Source organism: Sorangium sp. So ce448 (genome assembly GCF_051520915.1).
Taxonomy (GTDB): domain Bacteria; phylum Myxococcota_A; class Polyangia; order Polyangiales; family Polyangiaceae; genus Sorangium; species Sorangium cellulosum_B.
The window spans coordinates 1,080,598-1,098,939 of record NZ_CP150343.1; the positions used below are offsets into that span (position 1 = coordinate 1,080,598).

Genomic DNA, 18,342 nt, shown 5'->3' on the forward strand with positions numbered 1-18,342 from the left:
AATCCCCGACGGCGCGACCTGTCCTGGCTTGACGGGACATATTCAACCTCTCCGCCACCGCGGCAGGACAGGGGGGGCAGCGCGCCCACAAGCTCACGTGCGTTCCCGCACGTTCCTCACGCGCTCGACCCCTGAACCTTGGCGTCCCAGGCGACATCGAGGGACACGGGGCCTCGGAACATGGTGACTTGCCGGAACTGCACCGGCCGATCGCTCGCGAGGCGGAGGCCCTGCAAGCGCTGCGTGAGCACGGAGAGCGCCACGCGCCCCTGGAGCCGCGCGAGGGACGCGCCGAGACAGAAGTGCACACCGCGGCCAAACCCGAGGTGCTCACCCCCGTCGGGGCGCCCGGGCTCGAACCTCTCGGGGGCTTCAACGACGGCCTCATCGTGGTTGGCAGAGCCCAGGAGCACGAAGACCCGCGCCCCCTTGGGGATCGTGACGTCTCCGATCGTCACGTCGACCTTGGCGACACGCGTCGTCCCGGGGACCGGGCAGTCCCGGCGGAGGGTCTCCTCCACGACGGCGGCGGCGAGGGACGGATCGCGCACGAGCGCCGCGAGCGTGTCAGGGTGCAGGAGCAAGAGATGCACGGCGTTGCCGAGCAGGTCCGTCGTGGTCTTGTGGCCCGCGAACACGAACGCGGTCGCATAACTGACCGCCTTGGCCATGTCGAGCTGACCGCTCGGGTCCGTGGCCGCCTGGACGAGGACGGAGAGGAGGTCGTCGGCCGGCGCGCTCCTCCGCGCAGAGAGGAGCCCCGCGAGGTGATGCTGCATGGTGACGAAGCTCTCGGCCGCTCTCACCCACGCGTCGGTCGGCAGGTGACCGCTCATGAGCAGGCGCGCCGCGTCATCTGCCCATTGACCGAACCTGCCGGCGTCGGTCGGCGAGACACCCAGGATTCCCGCGATGACCGCCACAGGCAGCGGGCCGCAGAAGCGCGCCATGAGATCTGCCCGACCCTCCGCCTCGAACGAGGCCACAAGCTCGTTCGCCAGCGTGGCGATGGCGCCCTCCAGGGAGGCAATTCGCTCGGCGCCGAACGCGGCGTTCATCTTCCGCCGGACCGAGGTGTGCTCCGGTGGGTCGAGGTGGATGATGGAGGTGGTCCGCGGGAACCCCCTTCGCAGGACGGCCACCACCTCGGGCGGCGGCTCCTTGACGCTCATCGTGGTGAGCCGCGACGAGAATCGGTCCGTGTCGCGGAGGATCGCGGCGACATCCGCCTGCCGAGCGGCCACCCACATGCCCAGATCTTCGCTGAAGAAGATCGGCTCCTCCGCGCGCGCCTGCGCGTATCGCGGATACGGGTCCTGCTGCATTTCCGGCGAGAAGAACGGGAAGGCACGGGCCATAGCTCACCCCTGAGCGAGGAGATCCAGCCCCTGTCTATCACACAAGCGAGCGGGCGATGGGGTGCTGGTCCACAGACCCCATCCGTACGGCGCCCGATGCGCAGAGGGGTTCCGGGCGCCTCGAGGCGCGGCGCAGAGCACGCGCGGCGGCGCAGGGCGGTCAGCGCGTCAGAAGTCGCCCTCCTTCACGTAGGGGTAGCTCCACAGCGTCACCTGCAGCAGGCAGGATTTGACCCACGCCGCGTGCATCTTCTCGACCTCCTCGGCGGAGTGGCCCTTCCTGGCGAGGAACGGCTTCAGGGTGAGCGTCACCGGGAAGATGAGCGCGAAGAGGTTGCGAAACGGCACCAGGTCGGTCGACGGCGCCCCGTCGGTCTTGTTCTTCTTGACGCGGTGGTGGCGGAGGCCGATCTCGTGCTGGTAGTCGAGCCACTTCTGGTCGTACTCCGCGCACGCCGTGTCGAGGATCCACTGGCCGAAGCGCTTGCGGACCCCGCCGAGGTAGTCGCCGAGCGGCTTGCCGTCGGCCTTGCCGCTGAAGGACGCGAGCAGGTGCGGGTTCGCGCCGACGAAGCCGTACCAGACATCGAGGATCTGCTCGACCTGATCCTTCACGACGTCGTGCGAGAGGCGCAGGTACTTCACGTCTTCTTCCCCGAAGAGGACGCTCTTCTTCATGTCCTCGAAGTCGGCTGGAAGAACCGGGGACTTCGCGATGGCGCCTGTTCCATACGTGTATCCATGGATGGTCATGATCGTTCATTCCTTCTGCGGGCAATACCCCGCGCTCACCCCGAGCGACGTGCTCGGGGCGTTGAAACGGTCGTCGCGACGGAGACTGGCCGGTAACAGGCCTCGGGAAGGCTATCGTATGTAGAGCGGTGCTCTGGAGCACCGCTCACGTTGATCAACCGAGAAGTGAACCGCCAAGCCGCCAAAGCGCCAAGACATCGAGATAATTACAATAATCTTGGCGTCTTCTGGCGTCTTGGCGGCTTTTTCTGCTGATCCGGAGCAACCTCCCCCAGCAGTGCCAGCCGCCTGCCCGGCGGCTGAGCCCGCATCCCGCGCGGAGGAGCGCCGCTCTACTCGGGCTGGCTGAAGCGCCTCCACGCGTCTTCGCGCTGCTGCTCTTCAGCCTGCTCGTGTTCGCCGCAATCGATCCTCAGGTGTCGGCCCGCCATCGGCGCGTCGACGAAAGCACAGTGGTGGGGCATCGCCCCTTCATGCGCGTTCGGCCGGAAGTACTTGCACGTGACGCACATGCGGCTCACCGGGATATGCCCGCTGAGCTGCAAGGACCGGATGATCTTCACGACCCCGGCCAGGAACGCCTCTTGCTCCAGCGTCGAGAGCGCGCCCACCGCGGACACGATGACGTCGGGCAGCGTCGTCACTTTCTGCGCGAGCGCGCGCCCCTGCGGCGTGAGCTCGATCAGGCTCGCCCGCGGGTGCCGCGGGTCCGGGCGCTTGACGACAGCTCCCTTGTCCACGAGCGCTCGGACCGAATCGCTGATGGTCGCCAGCGTGACGCCCAGGCGCTGCGAGAGCTCGCTCCCGCTGAGCGGCCCCTCGAGCGAGAGGGTCGCGAGGATCTGCCCCTGCGTCGGCGACAGGCCCTCATGGCTCGCCTGCTCCCACGCCTGCAGCTTCATCGCGAGCCCCAGCTTTCGAAGCCCGACCGCGATGCGCCGATCGATCGGCTCGGAGTTCTCCTCGAAGAAGAGCGGGAGCGAGCGACCCATGACCCTCATTTAACTTAGGAGTCCTAAGTTGTCAAGGGAGGCCCGAGGTGGTCCGCGCCGGGTCGCCGAGGACCGGGTGAACGCTCGTCCAGCACGAGGTCGAAGGCCACGGCCCCCAAACTGGACCCATCTCCATTTCGCTTCTGGTGCCTTCCATGGGTCCAGACCGGCGCTATCTCCACCACAGCGCAAGTCGGTATCCAGGGTATCCGTGCGCCGGTCGTTGAGGTACACCCCGTCGACACGTTTGCCGGGTCAATCCCGCCCGGGTGAAAGGACATTCTCTTGAACTCGAGAGCACAGACGATCCTCCGCCGCGCCTTGCCCGTCGTGCTGGCGCTGCTCTGCGGCGCTTGCAGCAGGGAGCTGGGCGACGGGCCCTGGGCGGGCGCGGCGGGCGGTCCGACCCACCCGACGGGCTCGACGCGCGCCGGCGCGGCCCTCCAACCACCTTCCGCGGAGCCGGCCGCGGTGCCGCGGGTTCAGCAGCTCTCGCGCTTGCAGTAGCGAGCTCAGACGCGCAGCGCCGGCTTCCACTCCGATGAACACCACCCTCCAGGAACGCGCCAGGGCAGCCGGGCCCGCCCCGAGCCGCCGTCATTTCATCGCGTGGTGCCTCGCGGTCCTCGCCGGCGCCGCGGCGCTCTTCTCCCTGATCCATCGGTACGCCGCCGACTACCCCCTCGCCCTCGACATCACGAAGGGCGCGATCGCGTCCTCCGCCGTGCTGGGCCTCCTCTACGAGGCGCGCCGCGGACGGCAGGGCCGGCCGATCGCCGAGCGGTGGAAGAAGCGCGCCGCCTTCGGGGTCTCGGCCCTGGCGGTCGTCGCCTACTTCGAAGGCTTTCACTTCGCCTACCCATCCTTCTACCACCGCTGGGAGCACTATCATTACTACGTCGGGGCCAAGTACTTCCCCGAGATGGCCTACGACGACCTCTACAAGTGCACGGTCATCGCGCAGGACGAGCTCGGGGTCGTCACGTCTACGGACGAGCGCACCGGCCAGCCCGTCACGATCGACATGAGCGCGGAGGTGCGCGAGCCGGACAAGAAGATCCGGAACCTCGGCGTGGACAACCTGTTGATCCCCGTGGGCGCGCTCCTGGAGCACCCCGAGGCCTGCAAGGAGCGCTTCTCTCCCGAGCGCTGGGGGGCCTTCAAGGCGGACGTGCGGTTCTTCCGGACAGCCTCGGAAAAGGGCTACTGGGAGGACATGGCCAAGGACCACGGCTACAACCCGCCGCCGGTCTGGACGATCATGGGGCGCATCCTGGCCGAGCTTCACCCGGCCACGACAGGTTATCTCCAGCTCCTCGCCAGCTTCGATATCGCCTACCTGATCGGGGTGTTCGCCGCCCTCTACTGGGCCTTCGGGTGGCGCGTCTGCGCCGTGGCGGTGATCTTCTGGGGGTGTCAGTCGCCGGCGCCGTTCTTCTGGACGGGCGGCGGCTTCCTCCGGAATGACTGGCTCTTCTTCCTCGTCCTCTCGGCCTGCCTGGTGCGCAAGCGGTACTTCAAGCTCGCCGGCGCGAGCATGGTCTACGCAGGCCTGCTCCGCGTCTTTCCGGGCATCGCCGTCCTCGGGTGGCTCACCGTCGCAGGGAGCTACCTCTTCCGGCACAGGCGCATGGCGCCGTCCCACGTGCAGGTGTTGATCGGCGGCGTCCTGGCCGCGGCCGTGCTGATCCCCGTGAGCCTCACGGTCGCTGGGAAGGACTCGTATCGGCAATTTTACGAGCACACGCTCGAGGTGCACGACCAGACCCCGGTGACGAACCACATGGGCCTGCGGGTCCTCGTGGCCCACAGGTTCGGATCAGGGGCCGAGTCCGGCAGGATGAAGTACACGAAGGACGTCACCCTCGCCGATCCATTCGAGGTGTGGAAGCGAATGCGCAGCGAGCGTTATGCGAGGTACCGAGGCGTCGCCTACGCCATCGTCGCCGCGAGCTTCGCGATGTTCGTCCACGTGGCTCGGCGGGTGCGCTCGCTCTGGGTGGGGGAGTGCCTGGCGCAGATCTTCATCATCCTGCTGTCCCAGATCACCTGTTATTACTATGTGTTCATGATCTTGAGCGCCCCGCTCACCCGGTTGAGGCGGCATCTCGAGGTCCCCCTCCTCGGCCTGGCGGCGCTCAGCCAAGGCATCTGGAGGTGGAGCTCGTGGAACGACGACAGGTACACGGTGCTCACCGTGGCGATGCTCGCGTTTTGCTATTTCTTGCTGTACACCGCTGCAGCCCGGCGAGGTCATCCAGCGTGATCGTCGGAGATCGGAGGCGGGGCGCGGCACGCCGCCCGACGTGCGCTCATCCAACGAGCTCATGGCAGGACCGGAGCCAGCGAAGCCGTTCAGGGGAGCCATCCGGACCTCGGTGTCGACATCGACGGACGGGCTGGTTGCAGGACAGGAGTTCTCCCTCTTCGTCACGGTGCAGAACCCGTTCGAGGCGCCGCTCTCGCTGTGCCGCGTGAGCACGAGCCTGCCCGCCGAGCTCATCGATGTCGACCGGCAGTGGACAGAGCAGCGGATCGAGAGGCTCGAGGACCGACTCGCCGAGATCGAGGGCGCCGCGCGGGCGCTCGCGCCGGGCGGCGACTCCCTCGGCTCGCGGCTGCGCCGCTCCGTCCGGCGGCTGCTGCGGCGCCGCCCGCCCGGGCGCGGCGCGGCGCCGAGAGCGCCCGCGATCGCGCGCGATCTCCGCGGGGCAGGCGGCGAGGCCGGGCTCGCGGCGCTCCACCCGCCGCTCCGGCACAGCACGGGCCTCCGGGGCCGGGGACCCGCGGCGGGCGCCTGGAACGAGGACGGCGAGGAGGGGAGCACCGCGCCCGAGGGGCTCCTCGGCGACGACGCAGGCGCGGTCCGGGGCGCCATCCTGTCGTCGTGGGCCCCGGATCCTCCGACGGTGCTCCAGGCCGGGAACTCGACGGCGCGGAGCTTCACCGTGCGATCGCGGCGCACGCTGTGGTTCCGCACCGCGTCGTACCGGCTGCTCATCGAGGTCGAGTACGAGATCGACGGCGCGAGCAACGTCGACACCATCGAGCACGTCCTCCAGGTGAGCTCGTCGCTGGCGAGCATGATCTGCGGCGCCGTGCTCGGGGGCGTCGGGGGCTGGTTCGCCGCGCGGGGCGGCGCCGCGCCGTTCGACGTGGAGGCCGGCTTGAGCCTCGCCGTGTCGCTCGTCCTGGTCACGATGGCGGTCGTCCTGCTCGCGCGCAAGAGGGACGTGCAGCCCATCGTCGCGATCGAGGATTTCTGGGGCGGTGTCGCCGTCGGGTTCTTGATCGCCTATTCAGGACCGAGGCTCTTCGCAGGGCTCTTCGGTCTGCCCGCGCCGGCGCAGCCCGCGTCGAGCGCCCTCATCTGACAGGGATGCTGCAGAGCTCGTGCACCGTCGGGAGAGTTGGGAGAACGGAAGCGCAGGCTTTACATCCCGCCCTGCGCCGTTAAGCAGACCCGGAGAGGAGGAGCCGTGTCCACTCTGCGTGCCAGGGCGACCGCCGAGCTCCAGCGCCGGATCGACGTGCTCCCGCGCGACGTCGCGCGGTTCGAGGCGGCCGCCGCGGCGAACACGCGAGGTTTCGGCATCCACACGAGCCAGGTGCTGGCGCTGAAGATCCTCATGAACGAGCTGATCCAGCGCCAGAGAGGCATTCTGGAGCGGCTCGGAGCGGACCTGTCCGACGCCGACTTCGCGGATGGCTTCGGCAAGCTCCTCGTCGAGATTGCAGGCGCGCACGGGGTGTGGAACATCTTTTCTCAGACGCTCGCGCAGCGGGAGCTGCCGGCGCTCGCCCCCCCGCTCGACGCGGCCGACCTCGTGGCCGCCGAGTGTTACCAGGTGTGCATGAACAGGGCGCGCAACTGGGGCCTCGTCCCCCGTGAGGGGATGCGCGAGCCGCCGCTGGTCTGCCTGGAGGCGCACTACGGGCCGGTCGCCGTGAGCCGCCAGAACCCGCTCCGCGCCCTCCGCAGCTCGCTCCGGAGCTACCGCGACCTCCGGCTGCCGATACCGATCGTGCTCCTGCCGGCCGATCAGACCGAGTGCGCCTGGCTCCTGGCCACGCTCTGCCACGAGGTCGGCCACAACGTCGATCAGGATCTGGCGCTCTCGAGCGAGCTGACCAGGGCGCTGCTCCTCGGCACCGACGGGGAGATCCCGTCCGACCGGCAGGAGATCTGGTTCGGCTGGACCCGGGAGATCCTCGCCGACGCGATCGGCGTCCTCCTCGGCAACGCCGGCTTCGCGCTGGCGCTCGCGGGGCTGCAGCTCGTGCTCGCGCCCGGCAGCCAGCAAGGCGAGCTTGACCGGCACGATCCTCACCCGCACCCGATGATCCGCGTCCCGCTGCTCGGCACGCTGCTGCGACGGCTCGGGGTCGCGGCGCTCGCCGACGCGGCCGACCAGATGGAGCAGGACTGGCGGGCGCTGCCCGCGCCGGCCTGGGTCGCGCCGTTCCTTGGCGACCTGGGCGCGGTTGCGGGCACGTTCCTGGAGAGCAAGCTGGACGCGCTCGGCGGTCGCGCGCTCAGGGAGCTCCACCCGGACGTCGCGGCCGACGTGAAGCGGGCAGACGCGCTCGCGCGCTTTCTCAGGAGCGGTGAGCTCCGCCCGTCGCCGGACAAACCCTCGTATTTCCCCTATCGCCTCGTGCCGGTCGCGGCGCAGCTCGCGGTCGCCTCGGCGCCGCCGCCGGTCGAGCTCGGCGCCGTCCAGCGGCGAACCATGGAGTTCTTCGCGGCGATCCCGCGGCCGCCGATGCTGGCGGGCGCGGCGTCGCTGTCGCCGCAGCGCGCCGCGTCCTATGCGCGTATCGCGCGGTCGGTCGACCTCGCCGGAGATGGCGGATGAGCACGACGCCGAGCGCGCAGCTCTCTCGATATTCAGAGATCCTCGTCCGCGTCGCCCCGCTCTACCCCGCGGAGCCGGTCACGCCGCGCGCGACCGGCCGCCGCGTGAGCCGGCGCTACCACGCGTGGATCTACACGAAGCTCGATATCTCCTCTCTGCTGCTCGGGGACCCCGGCGCGGTCGCGCCGGGCGGCGCGCCGCCGCCGACCGAGATGGCGGGGCTGCCGCTCATCGGCCATGAAGAGATCTCCGTCACCTGGCTCAGCTACGCCGAGTATCTGAGCATCTTTTACGGGGGCGAGGAGGGCCTGCTCCAGCTGCGTCGCCGCCTCGTCAGGTCGATCTCCCGCGGGCTCCTCGCGATCCTGCGGCTCCGGCCGCACGCGCCCCGGCGGCTGCGCATCTGGTGGTCGGCCGAATCGCCCGAGCTCGACGAGCTTCCCTGGGAGATCCTCTTCCTCGGCGCGCACCGCCCGCCGTGTCTCTCGATCGTGCGGGGGATCCCGGGACGGGTCGTGCCGCCGCTCTCCCTGCGGGAGGGACAGCCGTTGCGCGTCGCCGTGGTCGACCCGACCGGCGGCGCGCCCGCCTCGCTCTCCGAGGCGCTGGAGGGCCTGGGCTCCAGCATCGAGGTCGCCTGGATCGAGGAGGACGATGCGCGCAACGCGCTCTCCGCGGCGATCCATGCGGGATTCGAGGTGATCCACGTGGTGGCCGACGGCATGGCGCCGCTCGGGCTGGAGGGCCTCCTCGAGTTCTCGGGGGACAAGGACGACACGCTCTCGCCCCTGGAGCTCACCGCCATGCTGCGCGGGTCGAGCGCGACGATCCTCTCGCTCACCCCGCCGGAGACTCCCCGCGTGGGCCACGGCGGCATGCCCACCGTGTTCCACGCGTTCGCGCGCTTCGGCCACCAGAGCGGCGATGGCCCCACGATCGCCGCCCAGCTCGGCCCCATGCATCCCCGCGTGTCCGGCGAGTTCTGGCGCGCGTTCTACGAGCGGCTCGCGGCGTCGCTCGACGTGGAGGACGCGATGATGGCGGCGTCGCAGCGCCCCCTCCTGACGCCGGTCGTCCTGTTCCTCCGGCACCGCTTCGGCCGGCAGTTCACCCGGCAGGGCGACGAGGCGCGGCGCTCTCCCACGTGGCCGACGTTCGGCGCGGGGCAGACCCCGGAGGGCGACATGCCGCTCACGCCGGCGCAGGTGACCGCCGATCTCTCGTGCTCCCGCCACCTGCTCGACGCGGCGAAGACGCTGGAGGCCCGCTACGCGTCGCTCGGGATCGAGTTCCCGGGCAAGGGCCTCATCGAGCGCGAGCGCCAGCGGCAGGCCGCCCTCGATGAGGCGCTCGATCAATCCCTGTCCGAGGACACGGAGCCATGAGGACCCCCGAGTTCGTCGTCGACATCGAGCCTGGAGGGGGCTCGCAGCTGCGGCTGTGCGTCCACGCTTCCCAGCTCGCGCCCATCGATGACGAGCTCGAACGGCCCTTTCCGAGCCTCCCGCCCGCGGAGCTCGACGAGCTGCGGAGCGGCTACGGGTCGGAGCAGATGACCGAGTCCCTGGCCGAGCAGGTCACCGGCTGGCTGCTCCAGAACGATCTCCGCGGCCACCTGAGCACCGCGGTGAACGCGGCGACTCAGCCCTTCCGGATCGTCTTCCGGCCGCACCCGGCGGTGCTTCCGTACCTGCACGACGTCCCCTTCGAGCTGCTCAAGCTCGACGCCGACCGGCTCGCGCTGCACCCCTGGGTGCGGGGGATCGTCCACTCGTACAAGCGCCACCGCGGGGTGGCCGCGCCGCCGGCGCTGCGCTGGAGCTGGCCTTTCCGCGTGCTCCTCGTCCGCACGAACCCGAGGGACCTCGGCGGGGACGTGCCGCCCGTGCTGCCCATCCGCGATCGCGTCGTCGCGATCGCGCGCGGATGCGGGCTCGCCGACGTCGTGGAGGTCACGGTGCTGAGCAGCGAGGCGGGCGCAGGCGGGCCCGTCACCTACGATGCCTTCCGCGCCGAGCTGCGCAACGCGCGCTACGATCTCCTCGTTTACATGGGGCACGGCGACCTCCAGGAGGTCGGGTTCGAGGGGTTCCCCCCGATCGGCGTCCTCCTGTTCGAGCTCGACGGCAGCGACTTCGCCAACCCGATCCGCGCCGATCAGCTGCGGAGCGAGCTCCTGAACCGGCCCGTGCCGGTCGTGGTGCTCGCGGGCTGCATGACCGCGGCGGGCGAGGCGCTGCGCGAGCGGCTGCCGCAGTGGATGCGCGGCAACCAGAACGTGGCGCACTCGCTGATCCACGGCGAGTCCGGCGTCCAGTGCGCGATCGGGATGCGTCACCGGCTGGAGGCGGCGGACGCGGAGCGCTTCCTCCAGGCGTTCGTCCTCAGCCTGCTCAAGCAGAGCCCGGGCGACGTCGAGCAGGCCGTGCGGGCGGGACGCGAGGAGATGTTCGCGCAGAAGCCGTACCCGCCCAGCTGGTCGGCGCCCGTCCTCTTCCGCGCGGCGAACGTGGAGCCGCTGTTCGACTTCCTGTGCACAGCGCCGACCGCGTTCGACCCGCTCGACGAGCACGACCAGGCGCTGCGAGAGAAGGCCTGGAAGGCGCGGAGCGAGCTGCCGGCCACGCTGCCCCCGGAGACGCGACAATTCTCGAGCTTGATGCTCGATACGGTGGAATCGGCGTTCCTCGACCGCAGGCGGCAGGGTGGGGCCACCCTGGTGTGGCCCGCGCGGAACGAGGCGAAGCCCGGCGATACCGTGACCGTGTCTGTCCAGCAGATGGGGTCGGTCTCCGTGTCGCGCCTGGAAGGACGGCTGTCCTTCGCTGAGGCGATCACGGTGCGGGCAGCCCGGCCGGCGTCGGCGCTCAAGGCTGCGGGGCTGCGCGCGTTCTTCGCCCTCGATCAACCGGGCGAGGTGCGGTTCGTCGCGTCCAGCCCTTCCGGAGAGCCGGTGACGCTCGGCGCTGGTCCGCTGTTCGAGGTCGACCTGACGCTGCCCGGCGTGTTCCCCGCCGTGTACGAGTTGCGGGTTGACGCGCTCGCATCCGAACCGAGGTTGTTCGTGTGCGGCTGGAACAATGCGATCGTTGTGCCGCTGCCATGAGGCCGCGTCGGGTCGATAGGAAAGCGATCAGGCCGGAGGAGCCGCCGCAACCCTCGTTGCTGGAGGCTCACCCCGAGCTGCGGGCGCTCCTTGACCGGTCCGAGCGCTTCCGCCGTACCGAGGAGCGCCATCGAATCGAGATCGAAGGTCAAACGCTCTACCTCGTGCGGGGGGACACGCTCGGCTCGCGCGAGGAGCTGCTCATCGACGCGCTTGTCCGCGGCTCCGCGCCCGAGAGCGCCGACCCGCTCAGCCGCGCGCTCTTCCTTGAGCTGCCCGGACACCTTCAGGAGGTGATCCGCGGTCTCACGCGATCGGAACCAGAACCATCACCCAAGAGCCCGGGCGCTCCGGGCCAAGGAGAATCGCCATGGCCATCACCGATCCGGCCATCGCGCAGAAGGTAGGGGAGCTCAAGACGAGGCTCCCCACGTTCGAGCTCGATGGGAAGCTGATGTATGTCGCGGAGGGCGACCTCCTGCTGGAAGAGGAGCAGCTCGCCGACTACGTGCCTCACGCCGCCAACGTGGAGCCGCCGAACCTGGACGCCGGCCCGGGAGGGGAGGGGCTGGTCGGCATCCTGCAGAACGGCAGGCCGGTGCGCTGGCGTCCGGGGTTCGTGATCACGTACTGCGTGCTCAGGGCGACCTTCCGGGACGAGAGCCAGTACGCGACGGTGCGCGCCAACATGCTGGCGGCCACGCGCGACTGGGAGGAGACCTGCGGCGTGTCGTTCCGCCACGTAGCCGAGCTCGACGGGAGCGCGAGCCGCCCCGCGGAGGTCGTGTTCCCGGTGCGGCTCAACCTCTCCGGCGGGGATTTCATCGCCGCGTCCTTCTTCCCGAACGACCCGGTCGGGAGAAGGCAGCTCCTGATCAATCCCTCCTATTTCTCGCCCTCGCTCGGGTTCAACCCCGTCGGCGTGCTCCGGCACGAGCTGGGTCACGTCCTCGGCTTCCGGCACGAGCACATCCGGAGCGGCGCTCCGCCCGAATGCTTCCGGGAGGATACGTCGCAGACCATCAACCTCACGGCCTACGATCCGAGGTCGGTGATGCACTATTTCTGCGGCGGCGTGGGGAACCCCGAGCTCGAGATCACCGAAGTCGACGTGCAGGGGTCGCAGCGGGTGTACGGCATGCCGCTCTCCAGATTCCGCCTGGTGGCCTGAATCTACGGGCTAGCGGCGCGGGCCTCCTCGACGCGGCGCAGGCAGGTCTCCCGGTTCGCTCGGGCCATGGGCTCGGGCACGCGAAGGAGCTCTATCCTCCGCTCGACGGGTATGCAGTAGGTGGTCGCGGTCCACAGCTTCGGGTCGTCGAGACCGCGGAGCGGCTCGAGGTCGGTCCACACCCGCACGAGCTTGTCGTCGGACGCGGTGACGATGCGCTTGCCATCCGGACTGAAGGCCACGGCGTTGACCGGAGAGTCGGAGACGCGCAGGACCAGTGGCTCGCCCGAACCATCGGCGTTCCACACCCGCACGGTCTTGTCCTGGGACCCAGTGACGATGCGTCTCCCGTCGGGGCTGAACGCTGCCCCCGTGGCCCAGTGATCGTGGCCACGAAGCACCAGGGGCTCGCCCGTGCCATCGGCATTCCATACCCGCACGGTCTTGTCATAGGACGCGGTGACGATGCGCTTGCCGTCGGGACTGAACGCCGCCGAACGGAGCCGGCCCTCATGGCCCCGAAGGATGATGGGCGCGCCAGTGCCGTCAGCGTTCCACACGCGTGCGGTGTTGTCCCAGGACGCGGTGACGATGCGCTTGCCGTCGGGGCTGAACGCCGCCGCTTCGACCCGATCCTCATGGCCCCGAAGGATGATGGGCGTGCCAGTGCCGTCAGCGTTCCACACGCGTGCGGTGTTGTCCCAGGACGCGGTGACGATGCGCTTGCCGTCGGGGCTGAACGCCGCCGAGTGGACCTCGCTCTGGTGACCGCGCAGGACCACGGGCGTGCCTGTGCCGTCGGCGTTCCACACGCGCGCGGTCTTGTCCCAGGACGCGGTGACGATGCGCTTGCCGTCGGGGCTGGTGGCCGCCGAGTAGACCTCGCGCCGGTGACCGCGCAGGACCACGGGCGTGCCTGTGCCGTCGGCGTTCCACACGCGCGCGGTCTTGTCATACGACGCCGACACGATACGCCTGCCGTCAGGGCTGAATGCCGCCCCCAGCACCCCCTTCCCGTGGCCCCGAAGGATGATGGGCGCGCCGGTGCCGTCGGCGTTCCACACGCGCGCAGTCTTGTCCCAGGACGCGGTGACGATGCGCTTGCCGTCGGGGCCGAACGCCGCGGAAGCGATACCGTCCTCATGACCCCGGAGGACCAGGGGCGCGCCTGTGCCGTCGGCGTTCCACACGCGCGCGGTCTTGTCCCAGGACGCGGTGACGATGCGCTTGCCATCGGGGCTGAACGTGGCCGAATAGATCACCTCGTCGTGACCCCGGAGGACCAGGGGCGCGCCGGTGCCGTCGGCGTGTTGCACCCGCGCCGTCTGGTCCCAGGATGCGGTGACGACGCGCTTGCCATCGGGGCTGAACGCCGCAGAAGTGAGCCGGTCGTTGTGACCCCGGAGGACCACGGGGGCGCCCGTGCCATCGGCGTTCCACACACGCGCGGTCCTGTCGTACGACGCGGTGACGATGCGCTTGCCGTCGGGGCTGAACGCGGCCGAAGCGACCGGATCGTCGTGACCCCGGAGGACCACGGGCGTTCCCGTGCCATCGGCGTTCCACACGCGCGCGGTCCTGTCGTGTGACGCGGTGACGACGCGCTTGCCGTCGGGGCTGAACGCGGCCGAAGTGACCCGATCGTCGTGACCCCGGAGGACCACGGGCGCGCCGGTGCCGTCGGCGTTTTGCACCCACGCCGTCTGGTCCCAGGATGCGGTGACGACGCGCTTGCCATCGGGGCTGAAACTGGCCGAAGCGACCCGATCGTCGTGGCTCCGAAGGACGATGGGCTCGCCCGTGCCATCGGCGTTCCACACGCGCACGGCTCGATCGGAGCAGGCCGTGACGATGCGCTCGCCGTCGGGGCTGTAGCGCGCGTCCGTGACCCAGTCGGGATGGCTGAGCACTGCGCGAGCGATCCCGCTGTGCAGCGCTGACCACTCCAGGAAGTCCCACCCTCGCGGCAAATTGGGCGGCTCGACCTCGCGCAGGATCGCGAGCACGGTTGTGGCATCGGTTTGCAGCTCGCGGGCCGTGGCCATGCGGGTCGCGTTGCGCGCCTCCCGGGCTTCGACCTGTGCGCGAGCCGCCTCCTGGTCAGCGCGCATGGCCTGCTGATTGGCGCGCGTGGCCTGCTGACTGGCACGGATCGCCAGGCCCGACACGATGACCGCGATCGCGCTCAGCGCGGCGGCCGTGCCGACAGCGAGCCGCCGGCGCAGACGCCGCGCGCGCTCGACAAGGCCCACGACGGCCAGCAGATATCGCTCCTCGCGCTTGCCGAGCCCGACGTGCCAATCGGCTCCCCGGTCGGCGCGACGGCGCTCGTACCACGCCCTCGCGTCCTCCGCCGCGCGGTCGCGCCAGAGCAGCCCCTCGGCCTCACCGCTCGCCTTCCACTGCTGGGCCGCGGCGCGCAGCCGGGCCAGGAACTGCGCGTCGTGCTCGTTCTCGGCGAGCCACTGGCCGAGCTTCGGCCACCTGTCGATCAAGGATTCGTGGACCAGCTCCACCGTCGTGCGGTCGGGCGCTCCTCCGGCCTCGTCGCTGCCAGCCTCGATGTGCAGGAGCCGCGCGCCCGCCAGGCGCTGGACCACCTGCGCGACCGCGTCGCCGGCAGCGCCGTCGCCTTCCTGCGCTGCCTCGCGGAGCTCGTCCAGGCTCACCACCGCGCGCGTGCGCTCGGGCGTGACCAGGCGCAGGAGCACCGCCCGGGCCAGCCGCTGCTCGCGCGACGGCAGCGACGAGAGCACCGCGTCCGCGTGGGCGGACAGCGCGCCCGCGACGCCGCCGAGGCGTTCATAGCTGTCCCGCGTGAGCAGCAGGCGCTCGCGATCTCGCGCCTCCCACAGCTTCGCGGCCGTGAACTGCAAGAGCGGGAGCGGGCTCTGGGTGCTCTCCAGCGTGCCCAGCATGTGCTCGATCATCCCGGCGGTCTCGAAGCGAACCCCGGCCGCCTCGAGCGGCCGCATCAGGGCCTCGCGCAGGCCATCGCGCCCCATGGGCCGCAGGAACCAGAGCCCCTGGGTCACGTCGGCCGTGAAATTGCGGTCCTCGGCCACGCGCTCGAGGAAGTCCGAGCGGACGGCGAGCAGGACGCGCAGGGGCGACGACGCGTCGTCCGCCGCGCCCTCCAGACAGGCGACGAACGCCGCCTGCTCCTCGGGGGGGGCGCCGAGCGTATAGAGCTCCTCGAGCTGGTCGACGAAGAGCACGATGCGGCGCCTCGTCCCTTCATGGCGACAGCGCGCGCGCAGCCGGGCGCCCAGGACACCTGGCTGGGTGCGCAAGGTGGCGACCAGCGCGTCATGATCGGGGAGCTCGGGAGCGCCCGTCGCTGCCCGGCTCCCCGCCGTCGCCAAAGGCGTGGACTCCGCCCCGGCGACCTGCACGAGCACATCGGCGAGCGCGGACAGTGGACGGCGCCCCGGCCGCAGGATGAACGCCTCCCAGTGGCCTTCGGCTCCCTTCAAGGCGGGGATCACGCCCGCGCGCACGAACGACGACTTGCCCGCCCCGGAGGGTCCGGCGATGACGACGAGCTGCTGGCTCCGCACCCGCTTCGTCATGGCGGCGATGTCCCGATCGCGGCCGAAGAAGCGCGCGGCGTCCGCCTCCTGGAAGGCGGACAGGCCGGCGAACGGGCTCTCGTCCTCGCCCAGCTGGAGCGCCCTCCGGCCGGGCAGGAGCGCCTCGAGCTCGGCGAGGAGCTCCCTGGCCGAGCCGATGCGCTCGGCCTTGCGCTTCTTCAGGCAGCGGTCCACGAGGGCGCCGAGCGCGCCCACGTCCGGGCGCCTCTCGCTCAGGCTGGGCATGGGGACATCGACGTCGATGATGGCCGAGAGCCGCGCGTACGAGAACGGGTGCAGCGGGTGCTCCCCCGTGAGCAGCTCGTAGAGCATGATGCCCACGGCCCAGAGGTCGGTGCGATAGTCCACGTCGCTGCCCTGCAATTGCTCGGGCGACATGTACCCCGGGGTGCCGACGATCGCGCTCTTCCGGTGCCCGCCGGCGTCTCCGGCGAGCGCCGCCCGCGCGCTCCTGACCGAGGCGACCACGCTCGCGTCGATCCGCTTGGCGAGGCCGAAGTCGAGCACCTTGATGCACCCGGCGTCGTCCATGCGGATGTTCTCCGGCTTGAGATCGCGGTGCACGATCCCGAGGTCGTGCGCGCAGACCAGCGCGCGAACGACGGGGACCATGACGTCGATCACGGCGCTTGCCGCCATCGGGCCAGGCGGCAACCGGGCGGCCGGCGACCCGGGCGCGCTGGGTTGCTCGCGCTGGGCCATCCATTCGCGCAGCGTGCGCCCCTGGATGTACTCGAGCACGAGGTAGGGACATCCAAGGACCTCGTCGACCTCGTGGATGACGACGATGTTCTCGTGCCTGCAGCGCGCCGTGGCCCGCGCCTCGTCCAGGAAGCGCTCGACGGTCTGCCCGGTGTAACGGCGGAGGAGTTTGATCGCGACCAGGCGGCCCAGCATCGTGTCACGGGCCAGGTACACGACCCCCATGCCGCCCCGGCCCAGCTTGCGAATGATCTCGTAGTGCTTGAGGACGTCGCCGGCCTTCAGGTGCATGCGGCCCGCGATGGGCTCCGCCGGCGTCCCCGCATCCCCGGTCCGGGGAGGCACGGCGTCGCGCGCTTGCCCGCTGGATGTCGGGCTGGCCGGGACCTCGGTGAGCGTGCGCGAGGGCTCCTCGCCGGAGGTCCAGGGCGCGCCCAGGTCGTCAGGGCGGATCGCCGCGTCCCGTCCCGAGGCGCTCAGGGCGCGGCCGGCGGCCTCGTCTCGCCTCGCCCCGGCGCTGCCCGGCGCGGCGTCCGGGATCAGGTCCTCCCGGCGGAGCCCGGCCACCTCGCAGGCGTCGAGCTCGTACAGCAGACCGTCCGCCGTGTCGGCCCGCGCCGCGACATCCTCGATCGTCGCCCGTCGCAAGATGGCCCCGAGCGGGTGGTCGAGGAGCGCGCGCGGGATCCGGCCGGGCTCGCCGCCTTCCGGCGTGAGAGCGTCTCCATCCGGAGACATTCCGCAGGCTGCCCGCCTGCCCGTGAGGCACTCGAGGAACACGAGCCCCCACGCGTACAGGTCCGAGCACGCCATCGGCGCGAACCCCCGGCGCTGCTCGGGCGCCGCGTAGGCCTGCGCGCCGACGAGCTCGGTGCCGGAGGCGCGCGCTCCGTCCTCTCCGCCGCGCGCTCCGGCGGCGACCGCGGCGAAGCCGAAGCCGAACAGCAGCGCGCTCCGCTCTGCCCCCGAGGGCACGACCATCACGTGGGCCGGCCTGACGTCCCCGTGGACGATGCCCTGCCGGTGCGCGCAGGCCAGCGCGTCGAGGACCTGCCTCATCAGGCGTCGCGCCTCCTGCGGCTCGAGCGCGCCGCGGACCGACAGCAGCTCGGCCAGGCTCTGCCCGGGCCAGCGCTCGAACACGGTATAGAGCTGCCCCTCGTCCGTCTGTCCCGCGTCGATGAGCCGGACGATGTTGGGATGGCGGAGCCGCGCGCAGCGGCCCATCTCCCGCAGGAAGCGCGCGCGGCGGCGTCGCGCGACGCCCCCGGAGACCCCCTCCGGGAGGATGCGTACGACCTCGAGGACGACGGGCTGCCCACCCGCGATCTGCCGCCCGTGGTAGATGGCGGCGTGGGGGGTCTCCCAGGGCGAGGAGAGGATCTCGTAGCGGCCCTGGAACAACGTCCTTGGAGCGAGGGTCACCTGGTTCATCATGGTCCCTCCGGTCGCGGCCGCCTCGCGTGGCAGCTGCGGGCGAAACGCCCTCATCCGGATCGATGTCGCCGACGCAGCGAGCCCGGCGGTCGAGCTTGCCCCGCGCCTGCCGGGAGAGCTCGATGAGGTGGCCGGCCCGACTCTGGGGCAGCCAGCCGCGCTGCCCCATCGCTTCTTCTTCGGGCAGCCAGCCTCGCAGCCCATCGCATCTTCTATAGACCCGTCTCCGCCCCTCGTCCGGCACAAGCGTGTACCCAGCGCACCTCACGGCGCGCGTGCCGCCGGCCGCCCTGCCGGGCGAGCATGGCATCAAGCCAGCTGGCGAAGGGAGCGGATGCAGAGGGCGCTCTGGAGCGGAGGGCGCCTGCGAC

The 18,342-nt window shown here is 70.7% G+C and carries 11 protein-coding genes; 7 read left to right on the forward strand and 4 right to left on the reverse strand.

Features of this window, described 5'->3' with window-relative positions; all coding sequences use genetic code 11:
- Positions 1–116: 116 nt before the first annotated feature.
- The 3 genes from WMF45_RS04020 to WMF45_RS04030 all read right to left on the reverse strand — a co-directional run bounded on the left by WMF45_RS04020 (position 117) and on the right by WMF45_RS04030 (position 3,103).
- Positions 117–1,358: a cytochrome P450 gene (locus WMF45_RS04020; protein ID WP_437715642.1), complete on the reverse strand. Its 1,242-nt coding sequence runs from the start codon at positions 1,356–1,358 to the stop codon at positions 117–119.
- 168 nt (positions 1,359–1,526) lie between these two features.
- Positions 1,527–2,111 (reverse strand): protoglobin domain-containing protein, encoded by a 585-nt coding sequence (locus WMF45_RS04025; protein WP_437715643.1) that lies wholly within the window; start codon positions 2,109–2,111, stop codon positions 1,527–1,529.
- A 332-nt stretch (positions 2,112–2,443) separates the two neighbouring features.
- The gene (locus WMF45_RS04030) at positions 2,444–3,103 is read right to left on the reverse strand and encodes a MarR family winged helix-turn-helix transcriptional regulator (RefSeq protein WP_437715644.1); all 660 of its coding nucleotides are present in this window, start codon (positions 3,101–3,103) and stop codon (positions 2,444–2,446) included.
- A gap of 285 nt (positions 3,104–3,388) precedes the next feature.
- Between WMF45_RS04030 and WMF45_RS04035 the strand changes: the two genes are divergently transcribed.
- From WMF45_RS04035 to WMF45_RS04065, 7 genes are all read left to right on the forward strand, one after another.
- Entirely contained in the window at positions 3,389–3,610 is a 222-nt protein-coding gene (locus WMF45_RS04035; RefSeq protein WP_437715645.1) for a hypothetical protein, read from the forward strand.
- Positions 3,611–3,644: 34 nt separating this feature from the next.
- Entirely contained in the window at positions 3,645–5,369 is a 1,725-nt protein-coding gene (locus tag WMF45_RS04040; RefSeq protein ID WP_437715646.1) for a hypothetical protein, read from the forward strand.
- 61 nt (positions 5,370–5,430) lie between these two features.
- Positions 5,431–6,477: a hypothetical protein gene (locus tag WMF45_RS04045; protein WP_437715647.1), complete on the forward strand. Its 1,047-nt coding sequence runs from the start codon at positions 5,431–5,433 to the stop codon at positions 6,475–6,477.
- A gap of 105 nt (positions 6,478–6,582) precedes the next feature.
- Entirely contained in the window at positions 6,583–7,962 is a 1,380-nt protein-coding gene (locus WMF45_RS04050; RefSeq protein ID WP_437715648.1) for a hypothetical protein, read from the forward strand.
- Complete coding sequence (locus WMF45_RS04055; RefSeq protein ID WP_437715649.1) at positions 7,959–9,347, forward strand: hypothetical protein; 1,389 nt, start codon at positions 7,959–7,961, stop codon at positions 9,345–9,347. The genes WMF45_RS04050 and WMF45_RS04055 overlap by 4 nt, the downstream gene beginning before the upstream one ends.
- The gene (locus WMF45_RS04060) at positions 9,344–11,068 is read left to right on the forward strand and encodes a CHAT domain-containing protein (protein ID WP_437715650.1); all 1,725 of its coding nucleotides are present in this window, start codon (positions 9,344–9,346) and stop codon (positions 11,066–11,068) included. Before WMF45_RS04055 ends, WMF45_RS04060 begins: the two co-directional genes overlap by 4 nt.
- Positions 11,069–11,438: 370 nt before the next feature.
- Positions 11,439–12,239, forward strand: coding sequence for a hypothetical protein (locus tag WMF45_RS04065; protein WP_437715651.1), 801 nt, complete (start codon positions 11,439–11,441; stop codon positions 12,237–12,239).
- Between the two features lie 2 nt (positions 12,240–12,241).
- Here WMF45_RS04065 and WMF45_RS04070 read toward each other — a convergent pair whose 3' ends face one another.
- Positions 12,242–17,971, reverse strand: a complete 5,730-nt coding sequence (locus tag WMF45_RS04070) for an nSTAND1 domain-containing NTPase (RefSeq protein WP_437715652.1) — start codon at positions 17,969–17,971, stop codon at positions 12,242–12,244.
- Positions 17,972–18,342 lie beyond the last annotated feature (371 nt).